The organism is Streptomyces flaveus (genome assembly GCF_014647675.1).
GTDB classification, from domain to species: Bacteria; Actinomycetota; Actinomycetes; order Streptomycetales; family Streptomycetaceae; genus Streptomyces; species Streptomyces flaveus.
Map to the genome: position 1 here is coordinate 43,690 of NZ_BMPQ01000004.1, position 23,796 is coordinate 67,485.

Sequence of the window (23,796 nt, forward strand, 5' to 3'; positions counted from 1 at the left end):
TCTTCTGTTGGACGGGCGATCTTCTCAGGCCCGATGCTGGAGGCTCGGCATCGCACTGAAGTCCCACGGGCACCACTGAAAGAGACACCATGGAACAGCGGGTAATCGGCAGGATCGACCAGCAGGTCTCCGTCGTCGGCCTCGGCACCTGGCAGCTGGGCGCCGACTGGGGAGAGGTCAAGGAGGAGGACGCGCTCGCCGTGCTGGACGCCGCCGTCGACAGCGGCGTGACCTTCTTCGACACCGCCGACGTGTACGGCGACGGTCGCAGCGAGCAGCTCATCGGCCGCTATCTTCGCGAACGCCCGGACGCGGACCTCTTCGTCGCCACGAAGATGGGCCGCCGTGTGGCGCAGGAGCCGGCGCACTACATCCTGGACAACTTCCGTGCCTGGACGGACCGTTCGCGTACGAACCTGGGTGTGGACACGCTCGATCTCGTACAGCTGCACTGCCCGCCCACACCCGTCTACTCCTCCGACGCGGTCTTCGACGCCCTGGACACTCTCGTCGAGGAGCAGCGCATCGCCGCGTACGGCGTCAGCGTGGAGACCTGTGAGGAGGCGCTGACCGCGATCGCCAGGCCCGGCACGGCCAGTGTCCAGATCATCTTCAACGCCTTCCGGCTCAAGCCGCTGGAGGCGGTGCTCCCGGCCGCCGCCGAGGCGGGCGTGGGCATCATCGCGCGGGTGCCGCTGGCCTCCGGGCTGCTGTCCGGCAAGTACACCAAGGACACCGTCTTCCCGGCCGACGACCACCGCACGTTCAACCGGCACGGCGAGTCCTTCGACCAGGGCGAGACGTTCTCCGGCGTCGACTACGAGTCGGGGCTCGAAGCGGCCGCGGAGTTCGCGGCACTCGCCCCGGAGGGAGCCACGCCCGCGCAGACCGCCCTGCGCTGGATCATCCAGCAGCCCGGCGTGACCTCGGTCATCCCCGGCGCCCGCTCTCCCGAGCAGGCACGGGCGAACGCGGAGGCCGCCGCGCTGACGCCACTGCCGGACGCGACGCTCGACGCCGCACGGGAGCTGTACGACCGCAGCATCCGGGCGCAGGTCCACCACCGCTGGTAGCGGGGAGGGGCGGTCAGCAGGCGTACGGACCCTCTCGCCACCTGACCGCCCCGGCGCCGTACCGCTACGGCTTGCGGCCCACCCCGCCGTAGGCGTCGACCACCGACACGCCGGATTCCGGGCGCCACTCGGTGACCTGGACGACGCCGGGCTCGGCCAGTTCCAGCCCGTCGAAGAACCCGGCGATCTCCTCCACGCTGCGTACGTAGTACGGAACGGCCCCGCTCTCGTTGTACGCGTTCGACGCGGCGATCATGCCCTCGCTGGTCGCGGTGCTGTCACTGATCACCAGGTAACTGCCGGACGGCAGACCGGCCATGAGACGCGCGACCAGTGCCCGGGCCTGGTCGTAATCGGCAACATGGCCCAGGGTGTTGAGAATCATCAGGGCGACGGGCTTCGAGAAGTCCAGCGTGCTCGCCGCCGCCTTGAGGATGGCCTCGGGCTCGTAGAAGTCGGCGTCGATGTACGCCGTTTCGCCTTCAGGCGTGCTGGTGAGCAGCGCGCGGGCGTGCGCGAGCACCATGGGGTCGTTGTCGACGTACACGATCCGCGAGTCCGGCGCCACGCTCTGGGCCACCTCGTGGGTATTGTCGGCGGTCGGCAGTCCGGTGCCGATGTCGAGGAACTGCCGGATGCCCTGTTCGCCGGCCAGATGCCGGACGGCCCGCCCGAGGAACTGGCGGCTCGTGCGCGCCACGTCCACGAGGCCGGGGAAGATCTCCTTGATGTGGTCCCCGATCTCGCGGTCCACCTCGTAGTTGTCCTTGCCGCCCACGAAGTAGTTCCAGAAACGCGCGGAGTGCGGCTTGCTCGTGTCGATCCGGGCGCGTATCTCGGCAGCGGCGGCGAGCTGGGGGTCTTGATCGGACACGAAAGTGCCTCCTGCGCATCGTTGTGCGGTCAACGAACACCAAACTTAGTCGAACGAGGGGGAGTTGCAGGTCAGATCCAGCCCTGCTGCCAGACATGGTGGGCGGCATCTCCAGGTCGAGTAAGGCCCTTCGCCGAGTGGTGCGGCGTCATAGACGTACTCGTCGCCGTCGAACTGCTCTTCCTGGCGCAGCCGTGTCAAGGGATCACATCAGCGCGGCGCCCAACTCGTCGTACCCGGTCGCCAGTTGCCGCAGTGCACTGGCGGCCGACCGCGTGTCACCCACGACGAGTCCGTACTGCACGCTGCCGAGCAGCCGCGCTTGACGCTCCGCGACTTCGGAGGCGCGTATCTCGCCGATCTCGGCCAGCCAGAGCGAGGCGTCGGCGAGACGCCCGGTGCCGACCCGGATGGCGAACTCGGTGAGGTGGCTGAGGGTACGGCCGCCCAACCCGGTCTGTACGTCGTCCGCGAGCCGCTCCACCGCGGCGGCACCGCCGTCCTTCGAGGGCCTGCTGGTTCCGCTGTGTTGGCCCGTGAGCCATCCCAGTGCGGCGGGCAGGGACCGACGCAGAGCCGTGGTCGCATCGACCTGCTCGTTGCGCCGGAAGTCGCTGCGCATGGTGAACGGGCCCGCGCAGTCCGGCAGTTGCTCCTGCCAGGCCGCGACGAAGGCATCGACGGGCAACGTGGCGAAGGGGAAGCCGGCGGGATCGTGGAAGAGGACCGTACGGTCGTCGACGCCGAGCACCGCCACCCAGTGGTCGCCACCGTTGGCGGTGCCACTCGACCAGGGCTGGTGCAGAAGCAGTCCGACGTCCACGGGGCCGACCAGCACCGGCCCTTGCCCGGTCGCCTCCCGCAGGCGGCCGACGGCCTCTGCCGCCGTACCGCCCGTGGTGCGGCGGCAGGTCCAGCCGAGCAGCCCGATGGCCTGGTCGAGGCCGAGATCGGGGTTCCAGCCGAGCGGATCGAAGTACGGCAGGCCGCCCTCGAACTGTGCGCCGAAGGGCGAGCCGGTCAGAACCTCGATCGCCGAGGGTGGCGGCGCATCCGGGTCCAAGACCATGGCGAGCGAGTTCGCGTAGCAGTACGGGGTCGCACCCTGAAAGGCAGTTGGCATGCACCAACCCTGACATTTTCAATTTTTCACCACCAGGCCTGCGCCTCCGCCAGAACGAGGGGTTCCTTTCCCCAAGCCCGCCCCTTCCCGAAGCTGGGGGCTGCGCCCCCAGGCCCCCGCCAGGGGGTGGTGGGTGACATGTCGTGTCGCGGCTGCGGGTGCGTCGTGGCTGGTCGCGCAGTTCCCCGCGCCCCTGAAAAGCAAAAGCCTGCGGCTTCCCGCGCCCCAGAAAAGTTCGCGCCCTGAGCAAGTCCGCGCCCCGGGCGAGCCCGCCCCGGGGGAGCCCGCACCCCTACGCACCCGCAGTTTCTCTCCGGTGGGAGGGGGCGTGGGCCGGTGCGTCGTATGCCCGTCGCTTAGGTCCGGTCTCGGAGGACCAGGACCGTGTACCAGCTAAGGGCCGTATGCCCGGCCTGCGACGGGCTGACGCACCGGCCCACGACCCCGCACCCCCCACCCACCCAGGGGCGCGGGGAACTGCGCGACCAGCCACAGACGGCCCGCAGTCGCCAACGGACTGAACCCATCACCCCCGTAGGCGCCCCGCCCAACCGCCGGAGGCACCCCGCGGGGAACGCTGTGAGCCTCGTCAACCCTCGCGGCGCAGGACGGCCGGTGTCGTACCGAGGTGGGAACGGATCACCCGGGTCAGGTGCTCCTGGTGGGAGAAGCCGCACATCGCCGCCACCTGTGCGATGGGCATGTCCCCCGCACGCAGCAAGCGGGCGGCCTGCTCCACGCGCAGGCCCGTGAGGTACCGATGGGGAGGGCACCCCGTGCGGGCCTTGAAACGCCGGGCGAACTGGCTGACGCTCAGCCCCGCCGCCGAGGCAAGGTCCGCCAACGACAAGGGCTCGGCGAGCCGGGCGTCGAGGAGTTCCCGAACGGCCGCGAACTGGCGGTCGCTGAGCCCGCCCGGCCGTCCCGACCGCTCGGCGTCCTGCCGGCGAACGCTGTGCCGCCGGGCCAGGTGGGCGGCGGTCATGAGCGCGAGCTGATCCACATAGGTGCGCCCACTGGGCTCCCAGCGTCGCATGACACCGTCGAGTGTCAGGGCGAGTTGCTCCAGCAGCGGGTCCGTGCCCCCGAACTCCTCCTTGAGCCGCACCGGTCGGCCGTCGTCCGCGGTGGCCTGGAGAGCCGCGTCCGACACATAGACGTGCACGGTGTTCAACAGCCCGCCGAGTTCCACGTCCAGCTCGGTGTCAGCAGGGTGCAGAAACAGGCCGCCGCGGGGCACCTGCCGTGCGGCGGTCAGACCTCGGCGTCCCCTTCTGACGGTGACCGGGCCGTCCAGATGCAGGATCACCAGGTGGCTGCGGGCTCCCGGGAAGGACTCGCGGTACGGCAACTCCCGCTGCGTGGACACGTACAGCCGATCCCAGCCGAGCCCCTCGCTGCTGCGGACCGGGCGCACCCCTGGCAGAGCCAGGATTCCATTGGTGTCTCCCAGCCCGAGCTCGCTCATGCCCCACAGTCTCTCCGTCCCCGGCGGAAGCAGGCAAGGACGGCCCCGCACAGCGTCAGCCGCTGCTTTTGTGCAGAGGGACGCCGCGAACGTGCAGGAAAGGCGGCCGCACGGGCCTGAATACTGCGGCACACGCCCCTGACACCCGCAGTGTGGAGAGCAGCTTCATGAGGAGTTTCGTGCACACAGCCAGCCGGAGCCGCGTGCTGTTCGGGGCGGGCACGGTCCGGCGGGTCCGCGAGGAGGCGGAGCGGCTGGGTGCATTCCGGGTACTGCTGCTCTCCGACGGGTCACCGGCACTGCGGAAGGACACCGAACGCCTGCGTGAAGATCTGGGCGACCTGGTGGCGGCCGAGTTCGACGGTGCGGCCATGCACACCCCGGTCGAGGTGACCGAGCGGGTGCTGGAGCTGGTGCGTGACCAGGGAGTCGACTGCCTGGTGGCGATCGGCGGCGGCTCGACGACGGGCCTGTCGAAGGCATTGGCGGTACGTACGGACCTGCCGCAGCTCATCGTGCCGACGACCTACGCCGGTTCCGAGGTCACACCCGTGCTCGGCGAGACGGTGGACGGCCGGAAGACCACCCGGTCCTCACCCGCGATCCTGCCGGAAACGGTCGTGTACGACGTGGAGCTCACCCTCGGTCTCCCCGTCACGGCTTCCGTGACCAGCGGCGTCAACGCGCTGGCCCACGCCGTGGAAGCCCTCTACTCGCCGGACGCCGACCCGGTCACCGATGCCATGGCCCTGGAGGCGGTCGCCGCGATCGCCCGTGCGCTGCCCGCCGTCCACGACGACCCGTCCGACGTGGAGGCACGGGCGGAGCTGCTGCAAGCGGCGTGGCTGGCGGGCGTCTGCCTCGGGGCCGTCGGCATGGGACTGCACCACAAGCTCTGTCACACATTGGGCGGCACTTTCGGTCTGCCGCACGCCGAGACCCACACCGTGGTCCTTCCGCACGCCATGGCGTACAACGCGCCCGCAGCTCCGGAGGCGATGGAACGCATCGCCCGCGCACTGGGCGTGGACGACGCGCCCACCGGCGTCTTCGACCTGATCCACCGGGTCGGCGGCCCGACGTCGCTGCGCGATCTCGGCATGACCGAAGCCGACCTGGACCACGCGGCGGAACTGGCCACCGCACAGCCGTATCCGAACCCGCGCGAGCTGACCCGTGCCGGTATCGCGGACCTGCTGCGGGACGCCTGGCAGGGCAACCGCCCCGCCGTGTCCGCAGCCGACCCCCTGAGCCCGCTGACCGATGAGGTCGTGGCGAGCTTCGATGGCTGCGCCAACCCGCGGCTCAGGCAGTTGCTGACCGATCTTGCCCGCACCCTGCACGCCTACACGATCCGCAACGACCTGACCCCGCAGGAGTGGCAGCAAGCCATCGCCTTCCTCACCGAGGCCGGCCACATCACCACCGACACGCGGCAGGAGTTCATCCTCCTCTCCGACACGCTCGGGGTGTCCAGCGTGGTCGACGCCCTCGCCAACTCCCGTACTCCCGACACCACTTCCTCGGCGATCCTCGGCCCCTTCTACGTGGCCGGGCCGCCCGCCGCCGAACACGGCAGTGACATCGCGGGAGGGTTCACGGGTACGCCGCTGTGGTCGGACATCAAGGTGACCGACCCGGAGGGGAAACCGGTCGCCGGTGCCGTCGTGGACGTCTGGCAGTCCAACGAGGACGGTTTCTACGACGTCCAACTCCCCGATCTGGACGGGCCGGTGCTGCGCGCCCGGTTCACCACCGACGCCGACGGGCGGTTCACGTTCTGGTCGATCCTCCCGTCGGAGTACCCGATCCCGGACGACGGTCCGGTCGGCAGGATGCTCTCCGCCGTGGGCCGTCACCCGTACCGCGCACCGCATGTGCACTTCCTGATCAACGCCCCCGGACACCAGCCGCTGATCACCCAGCTGTTCGTGCGGGGCGGGGCCTACCTCGACGGAGCCCCCGGGCAGCGCGACGCCGTCTTCGGCGTCAAGGACGACCTGATCACCGACTTCACCCCGCGCACCGGCCCGACACCCGACGGCCGGGCGGTGGACGGTGAGTGGCGCCTGCTCGAGTTCACCTTCCGCATCGCACGTCTCGGGCACTGACCCCACGATCGACTGATGAGTACAGACGGAGACAGCATGAGCCTGCCTGAAAGCTACGACACCGACGTCCTGGTCGTCGGCAGCGGACCCGCCGGTGGTTCCGCGGCCCTGATGCTGGCCACCTACGGAGTGCGCACCCAACTGGTCACCAAGTACGGATGGCTCGCCGACACTCCACGCGCCCACATCACCAACCAGCGTGCCATGGAGGTCTTCCGCGACCTCGGGATCGAGCAGGAGGCTCTGGAGAAGGGCACGCCGAGTTCCCTGATGGGTGACACGGTGTTCGCCACCTCGCTCCTGGGCGAGGAGATCGCCCGCCTCCGCACCTGGGGCACCGGCGACGAAAGCCTCACCGAGTACGCGGCCCAGAGCCCGTGCGGGATGATCGATCTCCCGCAGACGTACCTGGAGCCCATCCTGCTGGCCAACGCCGCCAAGCGGGGTGCCGTGGTCCGGCTGAACACCGAACTCATCGACTTCGAGCAGGACGCCGACGGAGTGACCGCGCGCCTGCGCGACCGGCCTGGCGGAAGTGAGTACACCGTGCGCGCCCGCTACATGATCGGCGCCGATGGCGGCCGCAGCCTCGTCGCCGACAAGCTCGGACTGCCCATGGAGGGGCAGATGGGCAAGGCCGGCAGCATGAACATCGTCTTCAGGGCCGACCTCGCGCAGTACGTCGAGCACCGCCCCAGCGTCCTGTACTGGATCATGCGCCCGGGCGCCGACGTCGGCGGGATCGGCATGGGCCTGCTGCGCATGGTCCGGCCGTGGAACGAGTGGCTCATCGTCTGGGGCTACGACATCGACAACCCGCCGGCGCTCACCGACGAGGCGGCCGAGGCGATCGTCCGCGACCTCGTCGGCGACGACGATCTCGATGTCCAGATCGACAACGCCTCGCTGTGGACGGTCAACCACGCTTATGCGGCCCGGCTGTCCGTCGGCCGCGTCTTCTGCGCCGGGGACGCCGTCCACCGGCATCCCCCGTCCAACGGCCTCGGCTCCAACACCTCGGTCCAGGACTCCTACAACCTGGCCTGGAAACTGGCGGCCGTCATCAACGGACAAGCCGGGCCCGAACTGCTGGACACCTACACCGACGAAAGGGCCCCCGTCGCCCGGCAGATCGTCGAACGCGCCAACCTCTCCCGGGACCAGTTCCTCCCCCTGTTCGAGGCCCTCGGCGTCGTCGGCGGTGACGAGGAGGGCATCACGAAGGCGCTGCACGCGGCCCGGCAGCCGGACGCCGAGGGAGCCAAGAAACGGCGGGCCATCCGCGAGGCGATCGAGCTGAAGCACTACGAGTTCAACGCCCACGGTGTCGAGCACAACCAGCGCTACGAGTCAGCGGCCGTCATCCCAGACGGCACCGTCGAGACGATCTCCCGCGACGACGAACTCTTCGGACGCCCGACCTCCCGCCCCGGCGCCAAGCTGCCGCACGCCTGGCTCGTCGACCCGCACGGCAAGCGGATCTCGACACTCGACCTGGTCGGCGGCGGCAAGTTCTCCGTCCTGACCGGCCTGTCCGGAACCCAGTGGGCCGACGCCGCCCACACTCTGGCCCAGGAACTCGACCTCGACCTGCGCGGCGTCGTCATCGACCGCGACGCGCACGACGCCTACGGCGAGTGGGCCCGCCGCGCGGAGATCGACGAGGACGGCGCGCTGCTGATCCGGCCCGACGGTTACGTGGCCTGGCGCAGGCCGAGCGGCGCCTCCGACACCGCCGAAGCGACCCGCCTGCTGCGCAAGGCGCTGGCCACGGTGCTCCGCCGGTCGGCACCGTGACCCCACCGCTGATCTCCACGGCGTACCGTGCGCCCGTCGCGAGCCTCCCGCACCCCGTCGAGGGAGCCGACGCCACTGCCTGCCCTGGTCGGCAGAGGGAGGGGCTTTTGGCGCGTCGTCCGGGCAGGTCCAGGCCCGCCTCGGGCCCACACAGGTGGGCTACGGCTTCGCCCTGACCAACCCGACGTCGTACGCCATGATGACGGCCTGGATGCGGTCGCGCGCCCCGATCTTGGCGAGGACCCGGCCGACGTGCTTTTTGACCGTGGACTCGGTGAGGTGGAGCCGTTCGGCGATCTCCGTGTTCGTCCAACCCTGGCCGATGGCGACCAGTACCTCGCGTTCGCGGTCGCTGAGCGTCTGCAGCCGGGGATCCTCCAGGGCGGGGGCGTCGGTCGGGGCGAGGACCTGGTGGGCGTAGGCGTCCAGCAGACGCCGGGTCAGGCTCGGGGCCACGACGGCGTCGCCGGTCGCGACCGCATGGATGCCCGCCACGAGTTCCTCGGGGCGGGCATCTTTGAGCAGGAAGCCGCTGGCGCCGGCCCGTAGACCGTCGTACGCGTACTCGTCGAGATCGAAGGTGGTCACGATGAGCACGCGGGTGCGACCGCCGGTGGCGGTGATCCGGCGGGTCGCTTCGAGGCCGTCCATGCCGGGCATGCGGATGTCCATGAGGACGACGTCGGGGCGCAGTTGGGCGGCCAGGCGGACGGCCTCCGCCCCGTGCTCGGCCTCGCCGACCGGGGTGAGGCCGGGGGTGCCTTCCAGGAGCATGCGGAAGCCCATGCGCTGCAGGGGCTGGTCGTCGGCGATCAGTACGGTGGTCATGGCAGAGGTTCCGCCGAGACCGACGGGGCGGGGGCGGAGGGGACGTTGAGCACGACGTCCACGATCCAGCCGTGCCCCGCCTCGCGAGGGCCGATGGTGACGGCACCGCCGTACATGGCGGCCCGCTGGTGGATGCCGATCATGCCGTGCCCGGCGTCGCCGGTCCGCGGCCTCGGCTCCGCCGGCCTGTGTGCGCCTTGCGGTACGCCGGTGTCGGCGACCCGTATCCGCACCTTGCCGGCGTCGGCGGTCACGGTGACCTCGGCGGCGGTGCCCGTACCGGCGTGCTTGAGCGTGTTGGTCAGGGCTTCCTGGACGATGCGGTACACGGTGAGCTGGACGCCGCTGCCCAGTGAGTCGAGCTCGCCCACGGACCGGTAGGTCACAGCCGGCCCCGCCGCGCGGACCCGTGCCAGCAAGGGGTCCAGCTCGCGGATTCCCGGCTGCGGACTGAGCGGCCGTACGTCATCCTGCCGCTCCTCGCGCAGCACGCCCAGAACGCGGCGCAGTTCGCCCATGGCCTGCCGGCCGGTGTCGCCCAGGATGCGCAGGGCCTCGGCGGACTGCTCGTTCCTGTTGGCCGCCAGCGTCGCGGCGCCGTCCGCGAGACCGACCATGACCGAGAGATTGTGGCCGACGATGTCGTGCATCTCGCGCGCCACCCGGGAACGCTCGGCCGCGGCCGTGAGCTGGACGCGTTGGTCGTGCTCGATCTCGAGGCGTCTGGCACGGTCCTCCAGCGCCGCCAGATACATCCGGCGGATACGGAGCGTCAGGCCGATGGCGACGGCCGCAGTCGACGTCCCCAGCAGGAAGAAGAGGCTGAGCAGTGGACGTTCGACCGGCACAATGACACAGACCGCCAGAGTCAATTCGACGACGATCAGCGCTGCAGCCCAGCCCAGCACCCGCAATGAACCGTGCAGAGCCAGGGTGTACAGGGCGATGAGCATGCTGATTCCGGCCTGCTGCCAGATGCCCAGCGACCACTGGACGAGGGACACCAGTGCGATCACGAAGAACGTGACGGCCGGGACCCTGCGTCGCCACCACAGCGGCACGATGAGGGCGGCGGCGAAAACGAACGGAACGCCGGACGGCAGCTCGCCGCGGGAGTCCGTTTCCCCGAAGGGGCCGTTAGGGGCGCTGGAGATCAGGTCGGGCAGGCTGACGAGGGCGACGATCAGCACCACTGTGGTGTCGAGCAGCCATGGGTGCCGTCGGTCCAACCGCTGTTGGTGGCTCTGGCCGCGCAGCAGTCGCCCCAGCAGGGGATGCCCCCAGGCGGCGTCGAGCCCGGGGGACGGCGGGTGCGCCGTCCCCCGGGTGGTGTCCGCGGCGGCTGCCGCCCGTTTCGGACTCATGGCCCTCATTGTCGCCGGTGCGCTGGTCACGCGTCGGTTCGGACCAGCCGGTACGCCGCCCCGGCGAGTGTCAGTGCCACCCAGCCGGCGAAGACCGCGAGCCCTGCCCCGGGCGAGAGGGCGTCCGAGGACTCCTGCAGGGCGTAGACGGCCGCCCCCGCGTTGCTGGGGAAGTAGGGGTTCATCGTGTCGTACCACGAGTCGGGCAGCAGCGAGGCCAGCCCGGGCAGGATGAGCAGGATGCCGACCAGGGCCGCGATGGCCCCGGCGGAGGAGCGGATCAGCACCCCCAGAGCCACGCCGAACACGGCCACCAGACCGAGATAGGCACCGGCCCCGGCCAGGCTGCGCAGCACGCCGTCGTCGCCCAGGGAGAGCGCGATCTTCTCGCCGTCCAGGCCCAGAGCGCCCAGCTGGAACGCGGCCAGCGCGGCGATCGTGGTGCAGACCAGCGCGATGACCCCGATCACGGCGCTCTTCGACCACAGGACCGGCAGCCGTCGCGGAACCGCGGCGAGCGTGGAGCGGATCATGCCGGTGCTGTACTCGCCGGCGGACAGCAGCACCCCGAGCACGCCGACGGCCAGCGACGCGAAGGTGACGCCGGTCAGCGCCAGGCTGACCGCGTCGCTGTCGCCGCCGGCACCCGGGCCGGGCGGCCCGTCACTCGGGAGGGCGTCCGGACTGTAGGTGGCGGAGGCGATCGCACCGAAAAGCATCAGCAGGAACAGAGCGACGCCCAGGGTGATCCAACTGGAGCGCAGCGACCAGAACTTGGCCCACTCCGAACGCAGCACCCGGCGGCCGGTCACCTTCCGAACCGTCGTGTGAGCAGGCGCCGCGGAAAGCGTGTCGGCAGTCATCAGGCGGCCTTTCGTTCGGTGTCGGCGGAAGCGCTGTGGTACTCGACGGCGTCGTGGGTGAGTTCCATGAAGGCCTCCTCCAACGAGACCGACTGCGGGGTGAGTTCGTACAGCGCCACCCCGTGCTCAGCGGCGATCGCCCCGATCTCGCGGGCATTGCGTCCGGAGACCAGCAGTTCCTCGGCCGAGGAGGAGCTGATCGTGACATCCGGGCCGGCCAGCAGCGAACGCAACTTCCCGGCCTCGGCGGTGGCCACCTTCACACCCCCGCCGCCGGCCTCCCGGACGAAGTCGTCCACCGTGGTGTCCGCGAGCAGCCGACCGCGCCCGATGATCACCAGATGGTCGGCGATCAACGCGGTCTCGCCCATCAGATGCGAGGAGAGCATCACGGCCCGGCCCTCATCGGCCAGCCCGGAGAGGAGATTGCGCACCCACAGCACGCCCTCGGGGTCGAGGCCGTTGACCGGTTCGTCGAGCATGACGATCGCCGGGTCGCCGAGAAGGGCCGCGGCGATGCCGAGCCGCTGGCCCATGCCGAGGGAGAAGGCGCCCACACGCTTGCCGGCCACGCTGCCCAGCCCGGCCAGCTCGATGACCTCGTCCACCCGGCGGCGCGAAATGCCGTGGGTGTACGCGAGCGCCATCAGGTGGTTGAACGCGGTACGCCCCGGGTGGACGGACCCGGCCTCCAGCAGGGTGCCGATCTCGTGCAGGGGTGAGCCGTGCTTGGCGTAGGACCGTCCGTTGATGGTGACCGAGCCTGCGGTGGGGGAGTCCAGGCCGATGATCATGCGCATCGTCGTCGACTTGCCCGCGCCGTTGGGTCCCAGAAAGCCGGTCACCTCACCCGGCTTGACGGTGAAGGACAGGTGGTCGACGACCGTCTTGTCCCCGTACCGCTTCGTCAGTTCACGTGCTTCGATCATGGAGTGGGCCTTCCTCGCCTGGAACCGGCCGCGGACGGGCCGCGCTTCTGTGTTCGAAACTACGAGGACGGCCGGTCGAAACGTTGGGACCACAGGGGACACTTCGGTGCCCGAGTGGTACCGCGGTACCACTGGGACGGGCTCCGTGGCCACGCCTTACATGACCGCGACGGCTTCGCCGAACAGTCTCGACTCACTGGAAGGCCGGTACGACTTCCTTGATGAACAGCTCCAACGACTTGCGCTTCTCCTCGTGCGACATGCTGTTGTCGATCCAGAAGCTGTACTCGTCGACGCCGAGTTCCCTGTAGGAGCGCAGCCGTTCGATGACCTCGGCCGGGGTGCCGATCATCGCGGTCTTGCGCAGTTCCTCCGGCTGGAACTCAGGCCGACCTTCGAACTTCGACTCCGGGCTGGGCGGCAGGAACCCGTTCCGCGGGGTGGTCTTGTTGCCGAACCAGGCGTCGAAGGTCCGGTAGAAGCGGTTGATCGCCTCCGCGGCCGGGCGCCAGCCGTCGGGCTCGTCAGGGGAGTGGACATGCGTGTGCCGTAGCACCATCAGATCGGGACGCGGCACCTCTGGATGGTTCGCCACGGCGGTGTCGAACTTCCCCTTGAGGTCGGCGACTTCCTCGTCGCCCTTCATCAACGGGGTGACCATGACGTTGCAGCCCTGCGCCACTGCGAAGTCGTGGGAGGCGGGGTCGCGAGCGGCGATCCACATGGGCGGGGTGGGCTGCTGCACCGGCTTGGGCACACTGGTCGATGTCGGGAACTGCCAGATCTCGCCGTCGTGGGCATAGTCGCCCTGCCAGAGCGCCCGGACCGCCGGCACGAGCTCACGCAGGTGCTTTCCGCCGTCGGCGGCGGGCAGTCCGCCTGCCAGTCGGTCGAACTCGAACTGGTAGGCACCCCGGGCGAGTCCGACCTCCATCCGGCCGTTGCTGATGACATCGAGCAGCGCGCATTCACCGGCGACTCTGAGTGGGTGCCAGAACGGGGCGATGATGGTCCCGGCACCCAGGCGGATGGTCGAGGTCTTCGCGGCCAGGTGGGCGAGCAGCGGCATCGGGCTGGGGGAGATCGTGTACTCCATCGCGTGGTGCTCCCCGATCCACACGGTGCCGAACCCGCCGGCCTCGGCCATCAGGGCCAGCTCGGAGAGGTTCTCGAAGAGCTGCCGGTGGCTGACCTCCTCGTCCCAGCGCTCCATGTGCACGAACAACGAAAACCTCATGACTGCTCCTCCGCTGCTTCTGTTGCCTCGGGATGTTCGCGCCGGTCACACCAATGGAGACCTGTGGCATGTCAGCTCCGCATGGTGAACGGATCGGCCACGGGCTCCTCGCTCGTGTTGATCCAGACGCTCTTGAGCCGCGTGTACTCCAGAATCGTCTCGGTGCCGTGCTCGACGCCGACGCCGCTGGTCTTGAAGCCCTGGCGCGGTGACATCGGGGACATGGCCCGGTAGGTGTTGACCCACACGGTCCCGGCATCCAGGCGCGCCGCCATCCGGTGCGCCCGTGCGAGATTCGTCGTCCACACGCCGGCCGCGAGACCGTACTCGGTGTCGTTCGCCAGACGTACGACCTCTTCCTCGGTGTCGAACGGCATGACCGCCAGGACGGGCCCGAAGATCTCCTCGCGCACGACGCGCATGCTGTTGTCGACGTCCACGAGGACGGTCGGCTCGTAGAACCAGCCGCCGAGGCCGCCGTCGGTGGCCCGTCCACCGGTCAGCACCCGGGCACCTTCGCCGCGTCCGAGGTCGACGTACCCGGCGACCTTGTCGCGCTGGCCTTCGAAGGCCAGCGGACCGAGCTCGGTCTTCTCGTCCATCGGGTCGCCGATACGGATGGTCCGGGCGCGTTCCGAGACACGCTCGAGAAGCTCGTCGTAGACGGACCTGTGCGCGAACACCCGGCTGCCGGCGATGCAGGTCTGTCCGGCGGCGGCGAAGATGCCGGCGACGACGCCCATCGCGGCGTTCGGTAGGTTCGCGTCCTCGAACACGATGTTGGGCGACTTGCCGCCGAGTTCGAGCGTGGAGCCGATGAAACGGCTCGCCGTCGCGGCGGCGATGCGCGCCCCGGTGGCGGTGCTGCCGGTGAAGGAGATCTTCGCGAGGTCGCGGTGGTCGACCAGGGCCTGCCCGGCCTCGGCGCCGAACCCGGTGACGACGTTCACCGCACCCGACGGGAATCCCGCCTCGAGCGCCAGCTCGGCGAGTTTGAGCACCGTGGCCGAGGTGTACTCCGAGGGCTTGATCACGACGGTGTTGCCGGCGCAGAGCGCGGGCGCCAGTTTGCTGCTGGTCAACGTCAGCGGAGAGTTCCAGGGCGTGATCGCTCCGACCACACCGAGGGGCTCACGGGCCGTGTAGTTGAGTACTTGTCGGTCGGAGGTGGGGATGAAGTCGCCGTGGATCTTGTCGGCCAGCCCGGCGTAGTAGTAGTAATACTCCGGCAAGGCAGCCAGCTGCCCGCGCATCTCGCGCAGCAGTTTGCCGTTGTCCTGTGTCTCCATGCGGGCCAGGTCTTCGGCGTTCTCGGCGATCAGGTCACCCAGGCGCCGCAGGAGGTGTCCGCGCCGCGTCTGGCTGAGGTCGCGCCAGCGCGGGTCCTCGAACACCTTCCTCGCGGCGGCCACGGCTTTCTCGATGTCGGCGGCGTTTCCGCGCGCGGCCCGATAGAGGACCTCGAGGGTGGCCGGGTTGGTGCTCTCGAAGTACTCGCCCGATGCGGGCTCGACCCACGTCCCGCCGATGAAGTGCTGCAACGTGGTGAGGTCAGACATGTGCGCACTCTCCGATGAAGGTGGTGAGGGAGTCGACGAACGCCTCGGGGCGCTCGACAGGCAGCATGTGACGCGCCTTGGGGGTGACCTCTGCACGGCAGTCGGGAAGCGCCGCGGCGAGTCGGTGGGTCATCTCGGGGGTGGACCCGGGATCGTTCTCGCCCGTCACCGCCAGGGCGCGTACGGCGATGGCGGCCAGGTCCGGTGCGATGTCGGCGTCCGCTGTGGCGAAGACGCGATAGCAGTTGAGGAAGGACCTGATGTCGTTGGACAGCAGCGTGGCCTCGGTGCGCGCCACCTGTTCGGGGCTGACGTCGGTGCCGGCGTACCACCGCTTCAGGGACGCGGCCGCGCTCGCCGTGAAGTCGGCCTCCGCGGTGCGCAGTCGGTCGAGTACGGACGCCCGCTCCTCGGCGGTACGCTCGCACACCGAACTGACCGAGGTCAGCGTCGCCACCAACTCCGGGTGGCGCAGCGCCACATGCTGGGCGACGAGTGCCCCGAGCGAGAATCCGACCAGGTGCGAGCCCGTCGGGATCTCGCCGACCACCCCGTCGGCCAGGTCGGCGAGTGTCACCCCGTCGCTCACCGGCGGGCGAGTGCCGTGGCCCGGCAGGTCGGGGGCGATCACAGTGAAGCGGTCGGCCAGGAGCGCGGCGGCCGGCTCCCACATGGTGTGGTCGAGCCCGACGCCGTGCAGCAGGACCACGGTGGGCTTGTTCATGGACGCCTACTGCTCGGTCGAGAGCGGCGCCAGCCGCTGCTGGGGGCGCCCCTGGGCGGCCGCGGCAAGCGCGATGACGATCTCGTTCGGGTGGGGGGCGTCGCTGATCCGGACCTCGATGCTCTGGTGGTGCGAACGGATCGTGGCGTCGGTGATGTGCTTCAGCGGGATGTCGAAGACGATGCCGGCGGGCCCGCGCTTCTCGACCGCGGGCAGCAGGGTGGTGGCGTTTGCGGCCTTGCGGAAGTGGTCGCCGAACTTGAGCGTGTGGATCAGCGCCGAGCCGTGCTCGACCTCGCCGTCCAGGCCGACGATGGCCGCCTTGCCGTACGCCTCTGCGGGGGACTCCAGGGCGTCGAGGACCGCTGGGGCCAGCAGTGCTCCGAGGTCGGAGGCGTTCGCGTCGATTCCGGGAGTGAGGTCCTCGACGAAACCCTGACCGGCCCACGGGTTCTCGATCACGGCCGCGACGACGGCGACCCGGGCGGGACGACTCACTTCGCGGCCGCCTTCGGTGTGGATCTCCTCGACGACGGTCACGATCTTGCGGACGTTCATGAAGGGACTACCTCCAGGGTTTCGGTGCTGACGACGGGGTCGGTCATGCGGTCCCCGATACGGGGGTGCGGGCGCGGCCCCGTCGACGCGGCGGCGATGACGACGATCTCGTCGGCGCGCGGGGCGTCGGAAACACGGGCGCTGATGGTCTGGTAGTGACTGCGAGTCGCGGCATGTGTCTTGTGCCAGAGCGGGACGATCAGTGTCTCGCCGGCCTCGGCGCGTGTGTCGGCGAAGCAGATGATCGACTCGCCCTGGAGGAACTCCCGGACCAGGTTGCCGAAGTACGGAGTGTGGATGAGGGCACCGGCGTGCTCGATCTCGCCCGCCGTGCCGACGATGGCGGCCTTGCCGAACGATTCGATCTCGTCCACGCCACCGAGGGCGCCGATGAGCCGCTCGGTCAGCAACTTCGCGAGCACCGGAGCGACTTGGCCCTGCTGTTCGGACAGATCGGCCGAAGGGCCGACACCCACCCAGGGGTTCCGGATGACGGCGGCGACGCTGGCTCGCCGTGCGGGCTGTGCGGGCGCCTCGCCCGCCTCGGTGAGGACGACGTCGCGGTAGAGCACGAGTTTGCGGAGACCGATGCTGTCGTCAGGACGATCCTTGATGCGCTCTTGCATGCCACAGGACGATAGGGACGCCTCTCGTATCGGTCAAGGTGCTGAACTGGAGGACACCATCGAGTCCCCTATCCGCAGCTGCATACATTCCATTCTGTGCCAATGACCTGTGCGTTTACGTGCGACCGCACACGAATTTACGATCCGCTTACACCGGACCCTTGACGCTCAATCCGCGACCTGCCTTACTGCCACTTGTATGCCAGTATCGGTGGCCATCGGGCCCCGCGGACCCAAGGAGTTTCATGTCCAGTGACCTTGGAACAGGCGCGGAAACGACGCCCGCCACGCCGTCGGGGAGCGGTGGGGAAAGCCCCACGGATGGCACCGGCACCGGCCACGACGGCGGCGGCAAGCTCGGCTCCGTTTTCTGGACCTCGATCGGTATCTCCGCCGTCTTCGTAGCCTGGGCGGTGCTCTTCACCGACAACCTGAACGAGGTCACGAACGACTCGCTGAACTGGGTGACAGCCACGTTCGGCTGGAGCTACCTGGTGGTCACGCTCGCCATCCTGGTCTTCCTGGTGTTCCTGGCCTTCAGCCCCGCAGGCGACCTCCGACTGGGCAAGGACAGCGACCGTCCCGAGTTCTCGACGCCGACCTGGTTCGCCATGATCCTCAGCGCGGTCATGGGCATCGGACTGGTCTCGTACGGCGTCGCCGAACCGATCTCCCACCTGGCGACGCCACCGCACGGTCTCGCCGAGCCGAACACGCCTGCGGCAGCGGTGCGCGCCCTTCAGTACTCCTACTTCGACTGGGGCCTGCACGCCTGGGCGATCTTCGCCGTCTTCGGTCTGGCCATCGCGTACTCGACCTACCGCAAGGGCCGGCGCACCCTGGTGAGCCAGCTGTTCGTGCCGCTGCTCGGCGACCGCGTGAACGGGCCGATCGGCAAGGCGATCGACGTGCTCGCCGTGTTCGCGACGCTCTTCGGCACCACGACGTCCCTGGGCCTTGGAGCTCTCCAGGTCAACAACGGTCTCGGCAGGTTGTTCGGGGTCCCGGTCAACTCGGTGAGCCAGGTGCTCATCATCGCCGCCGTCACATCGGTCTTCACGCTCTCGGCGGTGACCGGTGTCAGCAAGGGCATCAAGTTCCTGAGCCAGGGCAGTTCGCTGCTGGCGGCCGCGCTGTTCGTCTTCATGCTGATCGTCGGCCCGGCCGTGTTCCTCGCGAACCTGTACATCGAGTCCGTGGGCCAGTGGGCCACCGACTTCTTCCGGATGAGCCTGCAGGGCACCGCGTTCGGCGGCCTGGAGTGGATGCAGTGGTGGACGTACTTCATGATGGCCTGGTGGGTCTCGTGGGGTGCCTTCGTCGGTGTCTTCCTGGCCCGTATCTCACGCGGCCGCACCATCCGCGGCTTCATCACGGGTGTCCTGGTCGTCCCCAGCGTGGTGTTCTTCACCTGGTTCACCGTCTTCGGCGGCACGGCGATCCACCTCGACCTGTTCGAGGGCGGCGACATCGCCAAGCAGACCACGGCTGACATCAACAGCGCGTTCTTCGCGACCCTCGACCACTTCCCGCTCGCCACTGTCACATCGGTGATCGCGATCATCCTGGTCGTGATGTTCTTCGTCTCCGGCGCGGACGCCAACACCTACGTGCTGTCCATGATGACCTCGGACGGATCGCTCACCCCGCGTCGTTCGGTACTCATCCTCTGGGGCGTCCTCACGGGTGTCACCGCCGTCGTCCTCATGCTCGCCGGCGGACTGAACGCCCTTCAGAACACCGTCATCGTGACGTCCTTGCCCTTCCTCGTGATCATCGCCGGCCTGGCGGTGTCCTTCTGGAAGGAGCTGAGTGCAGATCGAAAGGAGAAGACCGATGTCGCACTCTGACGCCCGTCGTGGGCTCATCGAGAAGGAGTGGGCCGCGGCCTGGGGCCAGGGTGACGTCGATGCCCTCGACGCGCTGCTGAGCCCGGCGTACCTCCGCCACGGCGGAAACCCGCACCCGCAGGACCTGAACGCCTTCAAAGCCGCGATCGTCTCGACCCGAGAGGCCTTCCCGGACCTGGTCACGACCATCGACGACATCGTCGTCGAAGGCGACAGGGCCGCGATCCGCTGGCACAGCAGCGGAACCCATGTGAACTCGTTCCTCGGTGTCCCTCCCACCAAGCGGCACGTCGAGGTCAGCGGCGCCACGTTCGCCCGCTTCGAGGGGGACCGGATCGTCGAGGAGCACGTGACGTGGGATCCCAGAGCGCTGCTCTCGGCGCTGGGCGTCATCCGGGTGGGACAGGACTGACGATCAAGATGACCAGGAGCATCTCCATGGCCCCGCTTGCCTCGAAGCCCGACCTCGATGTGATGAAGCAGGTCAACCGGCAGTTCGTCACCGGTGTCACGGTCGTGACCGCGATGGACGGAGAGACCCCCAGAGGGCTGGCCGTCAACGCGTTCTCGAGCATCTCGCTCGACCCCGCCACCGTGATGGTGTGCGTCCAGCGCACCTCGTCCACCCACGACTGTCTGTTCCGGGCGGACCACCTCGCGATCAACATCCTGTCCACGGACCAACTCGACGTCGTCGGTACGTTCGCAAGCAAGGCCGACGACAAGTTCAAGGACCTGGACTGGGAGAGCGGCCCGTTCGGCAGTCCGCTGATCGCCCGGAGCAGCGCGCAGATGGAGGCCGAGATCCGCGAGCGGCTGCAGGCCAGCACGCACACCGTGTTCATCTGCCGCGTGGTGCACGCTGCGGTCGCCGGGCACCATCCGATGGTCTACAGCGCGGGTAAGTTCTTCGACGGCGGCGCGCTCGCGCCGCTGGGGTGACCGGCGGGTGGCTCGGGAGACGGAGGAGGGTTCGGTGAATCGCGCAACGAGCGAACCGAAGGGGGGGTCCCCCCGGCCGGAGGCCGGGGGAGGGTCGATGCAGGCCAGGGTGATCGCCGAAATGCGCCGGCGGATCATCAAGGGAGACATCGAGCCCGGGGCTCCGCTCTCGGAGCTCGCTCTCGCGGAAGAGTTCGGCGTCAGTCGTACGCCGGTACGCGAAGCCCTCAAGCAGCTGCAGACCGAAGGGCTGGTGGAAATCCGGCCCCGCGTCGGGACGTTCGTCACCACTCCCTCCCGCCGCGAAATAACCGAGCTCTTCGAGATGAAGGAGCTCCTCGAGGGCGCGGCCGCCCGCCTTCTCGCCCGGCGGGGCCGGGTCCCGGAGATCGACATGCTCGAGCGAAACCTGCGCGAGGCCGATGAAGCGGTGGCACGGGACGACAGGGAGCGGTACGCGGAGTTGGTCCAGGAGTTCCACGACCTGCTCATCTCCGGGGCCGACAACAGCAAACTGGAAGCCCATTACCGGATGCTCATGAACCAGCTGGCCTACTCCCGGCTGGTGAACACGTCGCTGAGTCAGCCTGGCCGCCCCCTCCAGTCGGACCGTGAACACCACCTCGTCCTGGAGCTGATCCTGGAGAAGGACGGCGACAGCGCCGAGCACGTGATGCGTGAGCACGTCAGGGCCAGTCGACGTGCGCTGCTGGCGGGGCTGCCCATCGGCGGTGCGAACGAGAGGTTCGGCACGGCAGGTTCCTGATACCAGGCCCACCCAGCCCGTTCATTGCGCCCACCTGGCCGCCAACGAGCCGTATGCCGCAATCTTCTGACGGTATATCAGGGCCGGGTTCCGCCTCTTCGGGGGCGGCACCCGGCCCTTCGGCTTACGGGGACCTTCCACCGCTGAAATCCTCCCGTAACTCCAGGGGTGTCTACTCGTAGGCAACGATGATTCATCACAGTAGACACCTCATTCCGGCCAGGGAGGCCCCATGACGACCGACCCAACAGCGGACGCCCCCGATCTCGCCGAGTTGGTCCGCGCCGACGGCATCGAGTTCGTGCTTGCCGTCTTCGTCGACCTGACCGGCAAGCCGTGCGCCAAGCTCGTCCCGGCCCAGGCCGTCGAGGAACTCCGCGACGAGGGCGTCGGGTTCGCCGGATACGCGGCCGGCGCCCTCGGCCAGCAGCCCAGCGACCCCGATGTCATCGCCCGGCCGGACGCCTCCTCGTACACACCGGTCCCCTTCATCAAGCCCGGTCTCGCCCTCGTCCACTGCGACCCGTACGTGGAGGGCGAACCCTGGCCCTATGCACCCCGCGTCATCCTGCGCAGGCTGCTGGAGCGGGCCGCGGCCCGGGGACTCTCCCTGGCCGTGGGCGCAGAGGTCGAGTACTTCCTGGTCAACCGGGACGAGCACGGCGTGCTCAGTGTCGCCGACGCCAAGGACACCGCGCGGCAGCCTTGTTACGACGCGCGCGGCCTGACCCGGATGTACGACCATCTCACCGCGGTCTCCAGTGCCATGAACGCGCTCGGCTGGGGCAACTACGCCAACGACCACGAGGACGGCAACGGCCAGTTCGAGCAGAACTTCAAGCACGCCGACGCCCTCACCACCGCCGACCGGGTCATCACCATGCGCTACCTGGTGTCGATGCTGGCCGAACAGCGCGGCATGACGGCCACGTTCATGCCCAAGCCGTTCACCGACCGCACCGGCACCGGCATGCACCTGCACATGTCGCTGTGGCGGGGCGACGAACCCGCCTTTCCCGACGCCACCGACGGGCGCGGACTCGGTCTCTCCCCGATCGCCTACTCCTTCGTCGCCGGGATCGTCGAGCATGCGCGGGCACTCCAGGCCGTGATCGCGCCGACCGTCAACTCGTACAAGCGCACCGGTGCGGTGAACACCCGCTCAGGTGCCACCTGGTCGCCGCGCGTGGCGAGTTACGGCGGCAACGATCGCACCCACTTCATCCGCGTCCCCGACGGCAACCGCATCGAGCTGCGCGGCGGAGACGGCGCCGCCAACCCCTACCTCGCCGCTGCCGCCGCGCTTGCCGCCGGCCTCGACGGCATCGAACGCGGCCTCGACCCGGGCGAGCCCGGGGAGGCCGGCAAGGGCCCGGAACTCCCGCCCACCCTGCTGCACGCCGTCGAGGCCCTCCAGGCGGACGACGTGATCAGCGGCGCGCTGGACGTAGCAGGCACCGGGGTCAGCCGGTACTTCGCCGACCTCAAGCGTGAGGAGTTCTTCGACTGGCACGCCACGGTCGGCCCCTGGGAGCTCGACCGGTATCTGACCGCCTTCTGAAGGGACTTGAGATGTGCGGAATCGTGGGGCTCCATCTGCGTGAGCCCTCCCTCGAACCACGGCTCGGCGAACTGCTGACCGCGATGCTCGGCCAGGTTGTCGAACGCGGCCCCGACTCGGCCGGTGTCGCGGTCTACGGCGACCCGCGCCTGTCCCCGCCGGGACGCGCCGTCGTCTCGCTGCTGGGGGTCACGCCGACCGAGGCGGAGGCCGCGCTGCCCGGTGCCGTGGCCGTCGCAGCCGACGCCACCACGGTGGTGCACGGGGACACCGACCTGCTCACAGCCATCCAGGCCGCACTGCCCCACGCCACCGTCATCGGCTCCGGCATTGACATGGCCGTACTCAAGGGCACGGGAAACCCCGTGGAGTTGGCGGACGCCTTCGGACTCTCCACCGTCACCGGATGGCAGGGCGTCGGCCACACCCGGATGGCCACCGAGTCGGCCGTCACGCCCGAGGGGGCCCATCCCTTCTCCGTCGGCCCCGGTCAATGTCTGGTGCACAACGGCTCCTTCGCCAACCACGCCACCATTCGCCGTGAACTGCGCGCGCGGGGCGTCGAGTTCGACAGCGAGAACGACTCCGAGGTCGGCGCCCGCTTCATCGCGCACCAACTGGAGCAGGGCGCTGAACTGGAGAAGGCGCTGCGGCTGCTGTGCGAGCGGTTCGACGGCTTCTACACGCTGCTCGTGTCCACCGGCGACTCTTTCGCGGTCGTCCGCGACGCGATCGCCTGCAAGCCGGCGCTCGTCGCCGAAACCGACGCGTGGGTCGCGATGGCCTCCGAGTACCGGGCGCTGGACGTTCTGCCGGGCATCGAGCACGCCCGCATCTTCGAACCCGAGCCGGAAGAGGTGTACGTATGGCGACGCTGATCGACCTGGCCGAGACTCCCGTGCGGGACCTCAACCAGGCACTGCACGAGGCGCCGGTGGCGTCCTGGCGCGTGCTCAACCCCCGCGGTGCGCACGCCGTCGCCTGCGGCATCCGTGGCAACTTCACCGTCGACATCGAGGGGCACGTCGGCTACTACTGCGCCGGCATGAACCAGCAGGCCACGGTCACCGTTCACGGCAACGCAGGGACAGGGGTCGCCGAGAACATGATGTCCGGCACGGTCCGGGTGCGCGGCAACGCCTCCCAGTCCGCCGGTGCCACCGCCCACGGCGGCCTGCTCGTGATCGACGGGGACGCCTCCGCGCGCTGCGGGATCTCCATGAAGGGCGTGGACATCGTCGTCGGCGGCAGCGTCGGCCACATGAGCGCCTTCATGGGGCAGGCCGGACGCCTCGTGGTGTGCGGCGACGCGGGCGACGCACTGGGGGACTCACTGTACGAGGCCCGCATCTACGTCAGGGGCACGGTCAAGTCCCTCGGCGCCGACTGCGTCGAGAAGGAGATGAGTGCTGAACACCTCGCAGAACTCGCCGAGTTGCTCAAGGCGGCCGAGCGTGACGAGGACCCTGCCGACTTCCGCCGGTACGGCTCGGCCAGGCAGCTCTACCACTTCAAGGTCGACAACACGACAGCGTACTGAGGG

The 23,796-nt window shown here is 69.2% G+C and carries 22 protein-coding genes; 10 read left to right on the top strand and 12 right to left on the bottom strand.

Features of this window, described 5'->3' with window-relative positions; all coding sequences use genetic code 11:
- Positions 1 to 89 precede the first annotated feature (89 nt).
- Complete coding sequence (locus tag IEZ21_RS09530) at positions 90 to 1,073, top strand: aldo/keto reductase (protein ID WP_189321439.1); 984 nt, start codon at positions 90 to 92, stop codon at positions 1,071 to 1,073.
- Positions 1,074 to 1,137: 64 nt separating this feature from the next.
- Here IEZ21_RS09530 and IEZ21_RS09535 read toward each other — a convergent pair whose 3' ends face one another.
- From IEZ21_RS09535 to IEZ21_RS09545, 3 genes are all read right to left on the bottom strand, one after another.
- Complete coding sequence (locus IEZ21_RS09535) at positions 1,138 to 1,947, bottom strand: SAM-dependent methyltransferase (RefSeq protein ID WP_189321440.1); 810 nt, start codon at positions 1,945 to 1,947, stop codon at positions 1,138 to 1,140.
- A 205-nt stretch (positions 1,948 to 2,152) separates the two neighbouring features.
- Positions 2,153 to 3,070, bottom strand: a complete 918-nt coding sequence (locus IEZ21_RS09540; RefSeq protein WP_189321441.1) for a YobF C-terminal domain-containing protein — start codon at positions 3,068 to 3,070, stop codon at positions 2,153 to 2,155.
- A 589-nt stretch (positions 3,071 to 3,659) separates the two neighbouring features.
- A complete protein-coding gene (locus tag IEZ21_RS09545) occupies positions 3,660 to 4,538 on the bottom strand; it encodes a helix-turn-helix domain-containing protein (protein ID WP_189321442.1) in 879 nt (292 codons plus the stop codon).
- A gap of 179 nt (positions 4,539 to 4,717) precedes the next feature.
- Between IEZ21_RS09545 and IEZ21_RS09550 the strand changes: the two genes are divergently transcribed.
- Complete coding sequence (locus IEZ21_RS09550; RefSeq protein ID WP_246567489.1) at positions 4,718 to 6,649, top strand: maleylacetate reductase and hydroxyquinol 1,2-dioxygenase domain-containing protein; 1,932 nt, start codon at positions 4,718 to 4,720, stop codon at positions 6,647 to 6,649.
- 36 nt (positions 6,650 to 6,685) lie between these two features.
- Positions 6,686 to 8,446 carry an FAD-dependent oxidoreductase gene (locus IEZ21_RS09555; protein ID WP_189321444.1) on the top strand — a complete coding sequence of 587 codons (1,761 nt, stop codon included), beginning with the start codon at positions 6,686 to 6,688 and terminating at the stop codon, positions 8,444 to 8,446.
- A gap of 159 nt (positions 8,447 to 8,605) precedes the next feature.
- Here the strand turns inward: IEZ21_RS09555 and IEZ21_RS09560 are convergent, their stop codons facing one another.
- The 9 genes from IEZ21_RS09560 to IEZ21_RS09600 all read right to left on the bottom strand — a co-directional run bounded on the left by IEZ21_RS09560 (position 8,606) and on the right by IEZ21_RS09600 (position 17,134).
- Positions 8,606 to 9,274, bottom strand: a complete 669-nt coding sequence (locus tag IEZ21_RS09560) for a response regulator (protein WP_189321445.1) — start codon at positions 9,272 to 9,274, stop codon at positions 8,606 to 8,608.
- Positions 9,271 to 10,638 carry a sensor histidine kinase gene (locus tag IEZ21_RS09565; protein WP_189321446.1) on the bottom strand — a complete coding sequence of 456 codons (1,368 nt, stop codon included), beginning with the start codon at positions 10,636 to 10,638 and terminating at the stop codon, positions 9,271 to 9,273. Before IEZ21_RS09565 ends, IEZ21_RS09560 begins: the two co-directional genes overlap by 4 nt.
- A gap of 26 nt (positions 10,639 to 10,664) precedes the next feature.
- Positions 10,665 to 11,501, bottom strand: a complete 837-nt coding sequence (locus IEZ21_RS09570) for an ABC-2 transporter permease family protein (protein ID WP_189321447.1) — start codon at positions 11,499 to 11,501, stop codon at positions 10,665 to 10,667.
- Positions 11,501 to 12,430 carry an ATP-binding cassette domain-containing protein gene (locus IEZ21_RS09575; RefSeq protein ID WP_189321448.1) on the bottom strand — a complete coding sequence of 310 codons (930 nt, stop codon included), beginning with the start codon at positions 12,428 to 12,430 and terminating at the stop codon, positions 11,501 to 11,503. Before IEZ21_RS09575 ends, IEZ21_RS09570 begins: the two co-directional genes overlap by 1 nt.
- A gap of 193 nt (positions 12,431 to 12,623) precedes the next feature.
- Positions 12,624 to 13,667, bottom strand: coding sequence for an LLM class flavin-dependent oxidoreductase (locus tag IEZ21_RS09580; protein ID WP_189321449.1), 1,044 nt, complete (start codon positions 13,665 to 13,667; stop codon positions 12,624 to 12,626).
- Between the two features lie 71 nt (positions 13,668 to 13,738).
- Positions 13,739 to 15,226: an aldehyde dehydrogenase gene (locus IEZ21_RS09585; protein WP_189321450.1), complete on the bottom strand. Its 1,488-nt coding sequence runs from the start codon at positions 15,224 to 15,226 to the stop codon at positions 13,739 to 13,741.
- Positions 15,219 to 15,950: an alpha/beta fold hydrolase gene (locus IEZ21_RS09590; RefSeq protein ID WP_189321451.1), complete on the bottom strand. Its 732-nt coding sequence runs from the start codon at positions 15,948 to 15,950 to the stop codon at positions 15,219 to 15,221. Before IEZ21_RS09590 ends, IEZ21_RS09585 begins: the two co-directional genes overlap by 8 nt.
- Before the next feature lie 6 nt (positions 15,951 to 15,956).
- On the bottom strand, positions 15,957 to 16,508 hold the full coding sequence (locus tag IEZ21_RS09595) for an amino acid synthesis family protein (RefSeq protein ID WP_189321452.1): 552 nt from the start codon (positions 16,506 to 16,508) through the stop codon (positions 15,957 to 15,959).
- On the bottom strand, positions 16,505 to 17,134 hold the full coding sequence (locus IEZ21_RS09600) for an amino acid synthesis family protein (RefSeq protein ID WP_189321453.1): 630 nt from the start codon (positions 17,132 to 17,134) through the stop codon (positions 16,505 to 16,507). The genes IEZ21_RS09595 and IEZ21_RS09600 overlap by 4 nt, the downstream gene beginning before the upstream one ends.
- 245 nt (positions 17,135 to 17,379) lie before the next feature.
- On the opposite strand from IEZ21_RS09600, the gene IEZ21_RS09605 reads away from it, so the two are divergent.
- From IEZ21_RS09605 to IEZ21_RS09635, 7 genes are all read left to right on the top strand, one after another.
- A complete protein-coding gene (locus IEZ21_RS09605) occupies positions 17,380 to 18,984 on the top strand; it encodes a BCCT family transporter (protein ID WP_189321454.1) in 1,605 nt (534 codons plus the stop codon).
- The gene (locus IEZ21_RS09610) at positions 18,971 to 19,396 is read left to right on the top strand and encodes an ester cyclase (protein ID WP_033321609.1); all 426 of its coding nucleotides are present in this window, start codon (positions 18,971 to 18,973) and stop codon (positions 19,394 to 19,396) included. The genes IEZ21_RS09605 and IEZ21_RS09610 overlap by 14 nt, the downstream gene beginning before the upstream one ends.
- A gap of 26 nt (positions 19,397 to 19,422) precedes the next feature.
- Positions 19,423 to 19,926, top strand: coding sequence for a flavin reductase family protein (locus tag IEZ21_RS09615; protein WP_189321455.1), 504 nt, complete (start codon positions 19,423 to 19,425; stop codon positions 19,924 to 19,926).
- Positions 19,927 to 20,023: 97 nt separating this feature from the next.
- Entirely contained in the window at positions 20,024 to 20,692 is a 669-nt protein-coding gene (locus IEZ21_RS09620) for a GntR family transcriptional regulator (protein ID WP_033321607.1), read from the top strand.
- Between the two features lie 232 nt (positions 20,693 to 20,924).
- Positions 20,925 to 22,253, top strand: a complete 1,329-nt coding sequence (gene glnT / locus IEZ21_RS09625) for a type III glutamate--ammonia ligase (RefSeq protein WP_189321456.1) — start codon at positions 20,925 to 20,927, stop codon at positions 22,251 to 22,253.
- Between the two features lie 11 nt (positions 22,254 to 22,264).
- A complete protein-coding gene (locus tag IEZ21_RS09630) occupies positions 22,265 to 23,131 on the top strand; it encodes a class II glutamine amidotransferase (RefSeq protein WP_189321457.1) in 867 nt (288 codons plus the stop codon).
- Entirely contained in the window at positions 23,119 to 23,793 is a 675-nt protein-coding gene (locus tag IEZ21_RS09635) for a GltB/FmdC/FwdC-like GXGXG domain-containing protein (protein ID WP_189321458.1), read from the top strand. The genes IEZ21_RS09630 and IEZ21_RS09635 overlap by 13 nt, the downstream gene beginning before the upstream one ends.
- Positions 23,794 to 23,796 lie beyond the last annotated feature (3 nt).

Bases quoted from the DNA above. Each gene is read 5' to 3' on its own strand.
- glnT (WP_189321456.1), top strand. From the start codon at position 20,925: ATGACGACCGACCCAACAGCGGACGCCCCCGATCTCGCCGAGTTGGTC.
- IEZ21_RS09575 (WP_189321448.1), bottom strand. From the start codon at position 12,430: ATGATCGAAGCACGTGAACTGACGAAGCGGTACGGGGACAAGACGGTC.
- IEZ21_RS09580 (WP_189321449.1), bottom strand. From the start codon at position 13,667: ATGAGGTTTTCGTTGTTCGTGCACATGGAGCGCTGGGACGAGGAGGTC.
- IEZ21_RS09605 (WP_189321454.1), top strand. From the start codon at position 17,380: ATGTCCAGTGACCTTGGAACAGGCGCGGAAACGACGCCCGCCACGCCG.
- IEZ21_RS09530 (WP_189321439.1), top strand. From the start codon at position 90: ATGGAACAGCGGGTAATCGGCAGGATCGACCAGCAGGTCTCCGTCGTC.
- IEZ21_RS09600 (WP_189321453.1), bottom strand. From the start codon at position 17,134: ATGCAAGAGCGCATCAAGGATCGTCCTGACGACAGCATCGGTCTCCGC.
- IEZ21_RS09590 (WP_189321451.1), bottom strand. From the start codon at position 15,950: ATGAACAAGCCCACCGTGGTCCTGCTGCACGGCGTCGGGCTCGACCAC.
- IEZ21_RS09565 (WP_189321446.1), bottom strand. From the start codon at position 10,638: ATGAGTCCGAAACGGGCGGCAGCCGCCGCGGACACCACCCGGGGGACG.
- IEZ21_RS09545 (WP_189321442.1), bottom strand. From the start codon at position 4,538: ATGAGCGAGCTCGGGCTGGGAGACACCAATGGAATCCTGGCTCTGCCA.
- IEZ21_RS09615 (WP_189321455.1), top strand. From the start codon at position 19,423: ATGGCCCCGCTTGCCTCGAAGCCCGACCTCGATGTGATGAAGCAGGTC.
- IEZ21_RS09560 (WP_189321445.1), bottom strand. From the start codon at position 9,274: ATGACCACCGTACTGATCGCCGACGACCAGCCCCTGCAGCGCATGGGC.
- IEZ21_RS09585 (WP_189321450.1), bottom strand. From the start codon at position 15,226: ATGTCTGACCTCACCACGTTGCAGCACTTCATCGGCGGGACGTGGGTC.
- IEZ21_RS09620 (WP_033321607.1), top strand. From the start codon at position 20,024: ATGCAGGCCAGGGTGATCGCCGAAATGCGCCGGCGGATCATCAAGGGA.
- IEZ21_RS09635 (WP_189321458.1), top strand. From the start codon at position 23,119: ATGGCGACGCTGATCGACCTGGCCGAGACTCCCGTGCGGGACCTCAAC.
- IEZ21_RS09570 (WP_189321447.1), bottom strand. From the start codon at position 11,501: ATGACTGCCGACACGCTTTCCGCGGCGCCTGCTCACACGACGGTTCGG.
- IEZ21_RS09630 (WP_189321457.1), top strand. From the start codon at position 22,265: ATGTGCGGAATCGTGGGGCTCCATCTGCGTGAGCCCTCCCTCGAACCA.
- IEZ21_RS09555 (WP_189321444.1), top strand. From the start codon at position 6,686: ATGAGCCTGCCTGAAAGCTACGACACCGACGTCCTGGTCGTCGGCAGC.
- IEZ21_RS09595 (WP_189321452.1), bottom strand. From the start codon at position 16,508: ATGAACGTCCGCAAGATCGTGACCGTCGTCGAGGAGATCCACACCGAA.
- IEZ21_RS09610 (WP_033321609.1), top strand. From the start codon at position 18,971: ATGTCGCACTCTGACGCCCGTCGTGGGCTCATCGAGAAGGAGTGGGCC.
- IEZ21_RS09540 (WP_189321441.1), bottom strand. From the start codon at position 3,070: ATGCCAACTGCCTTTCAGGGTGCGACCCCGTACTGCTACGCGAACTCG.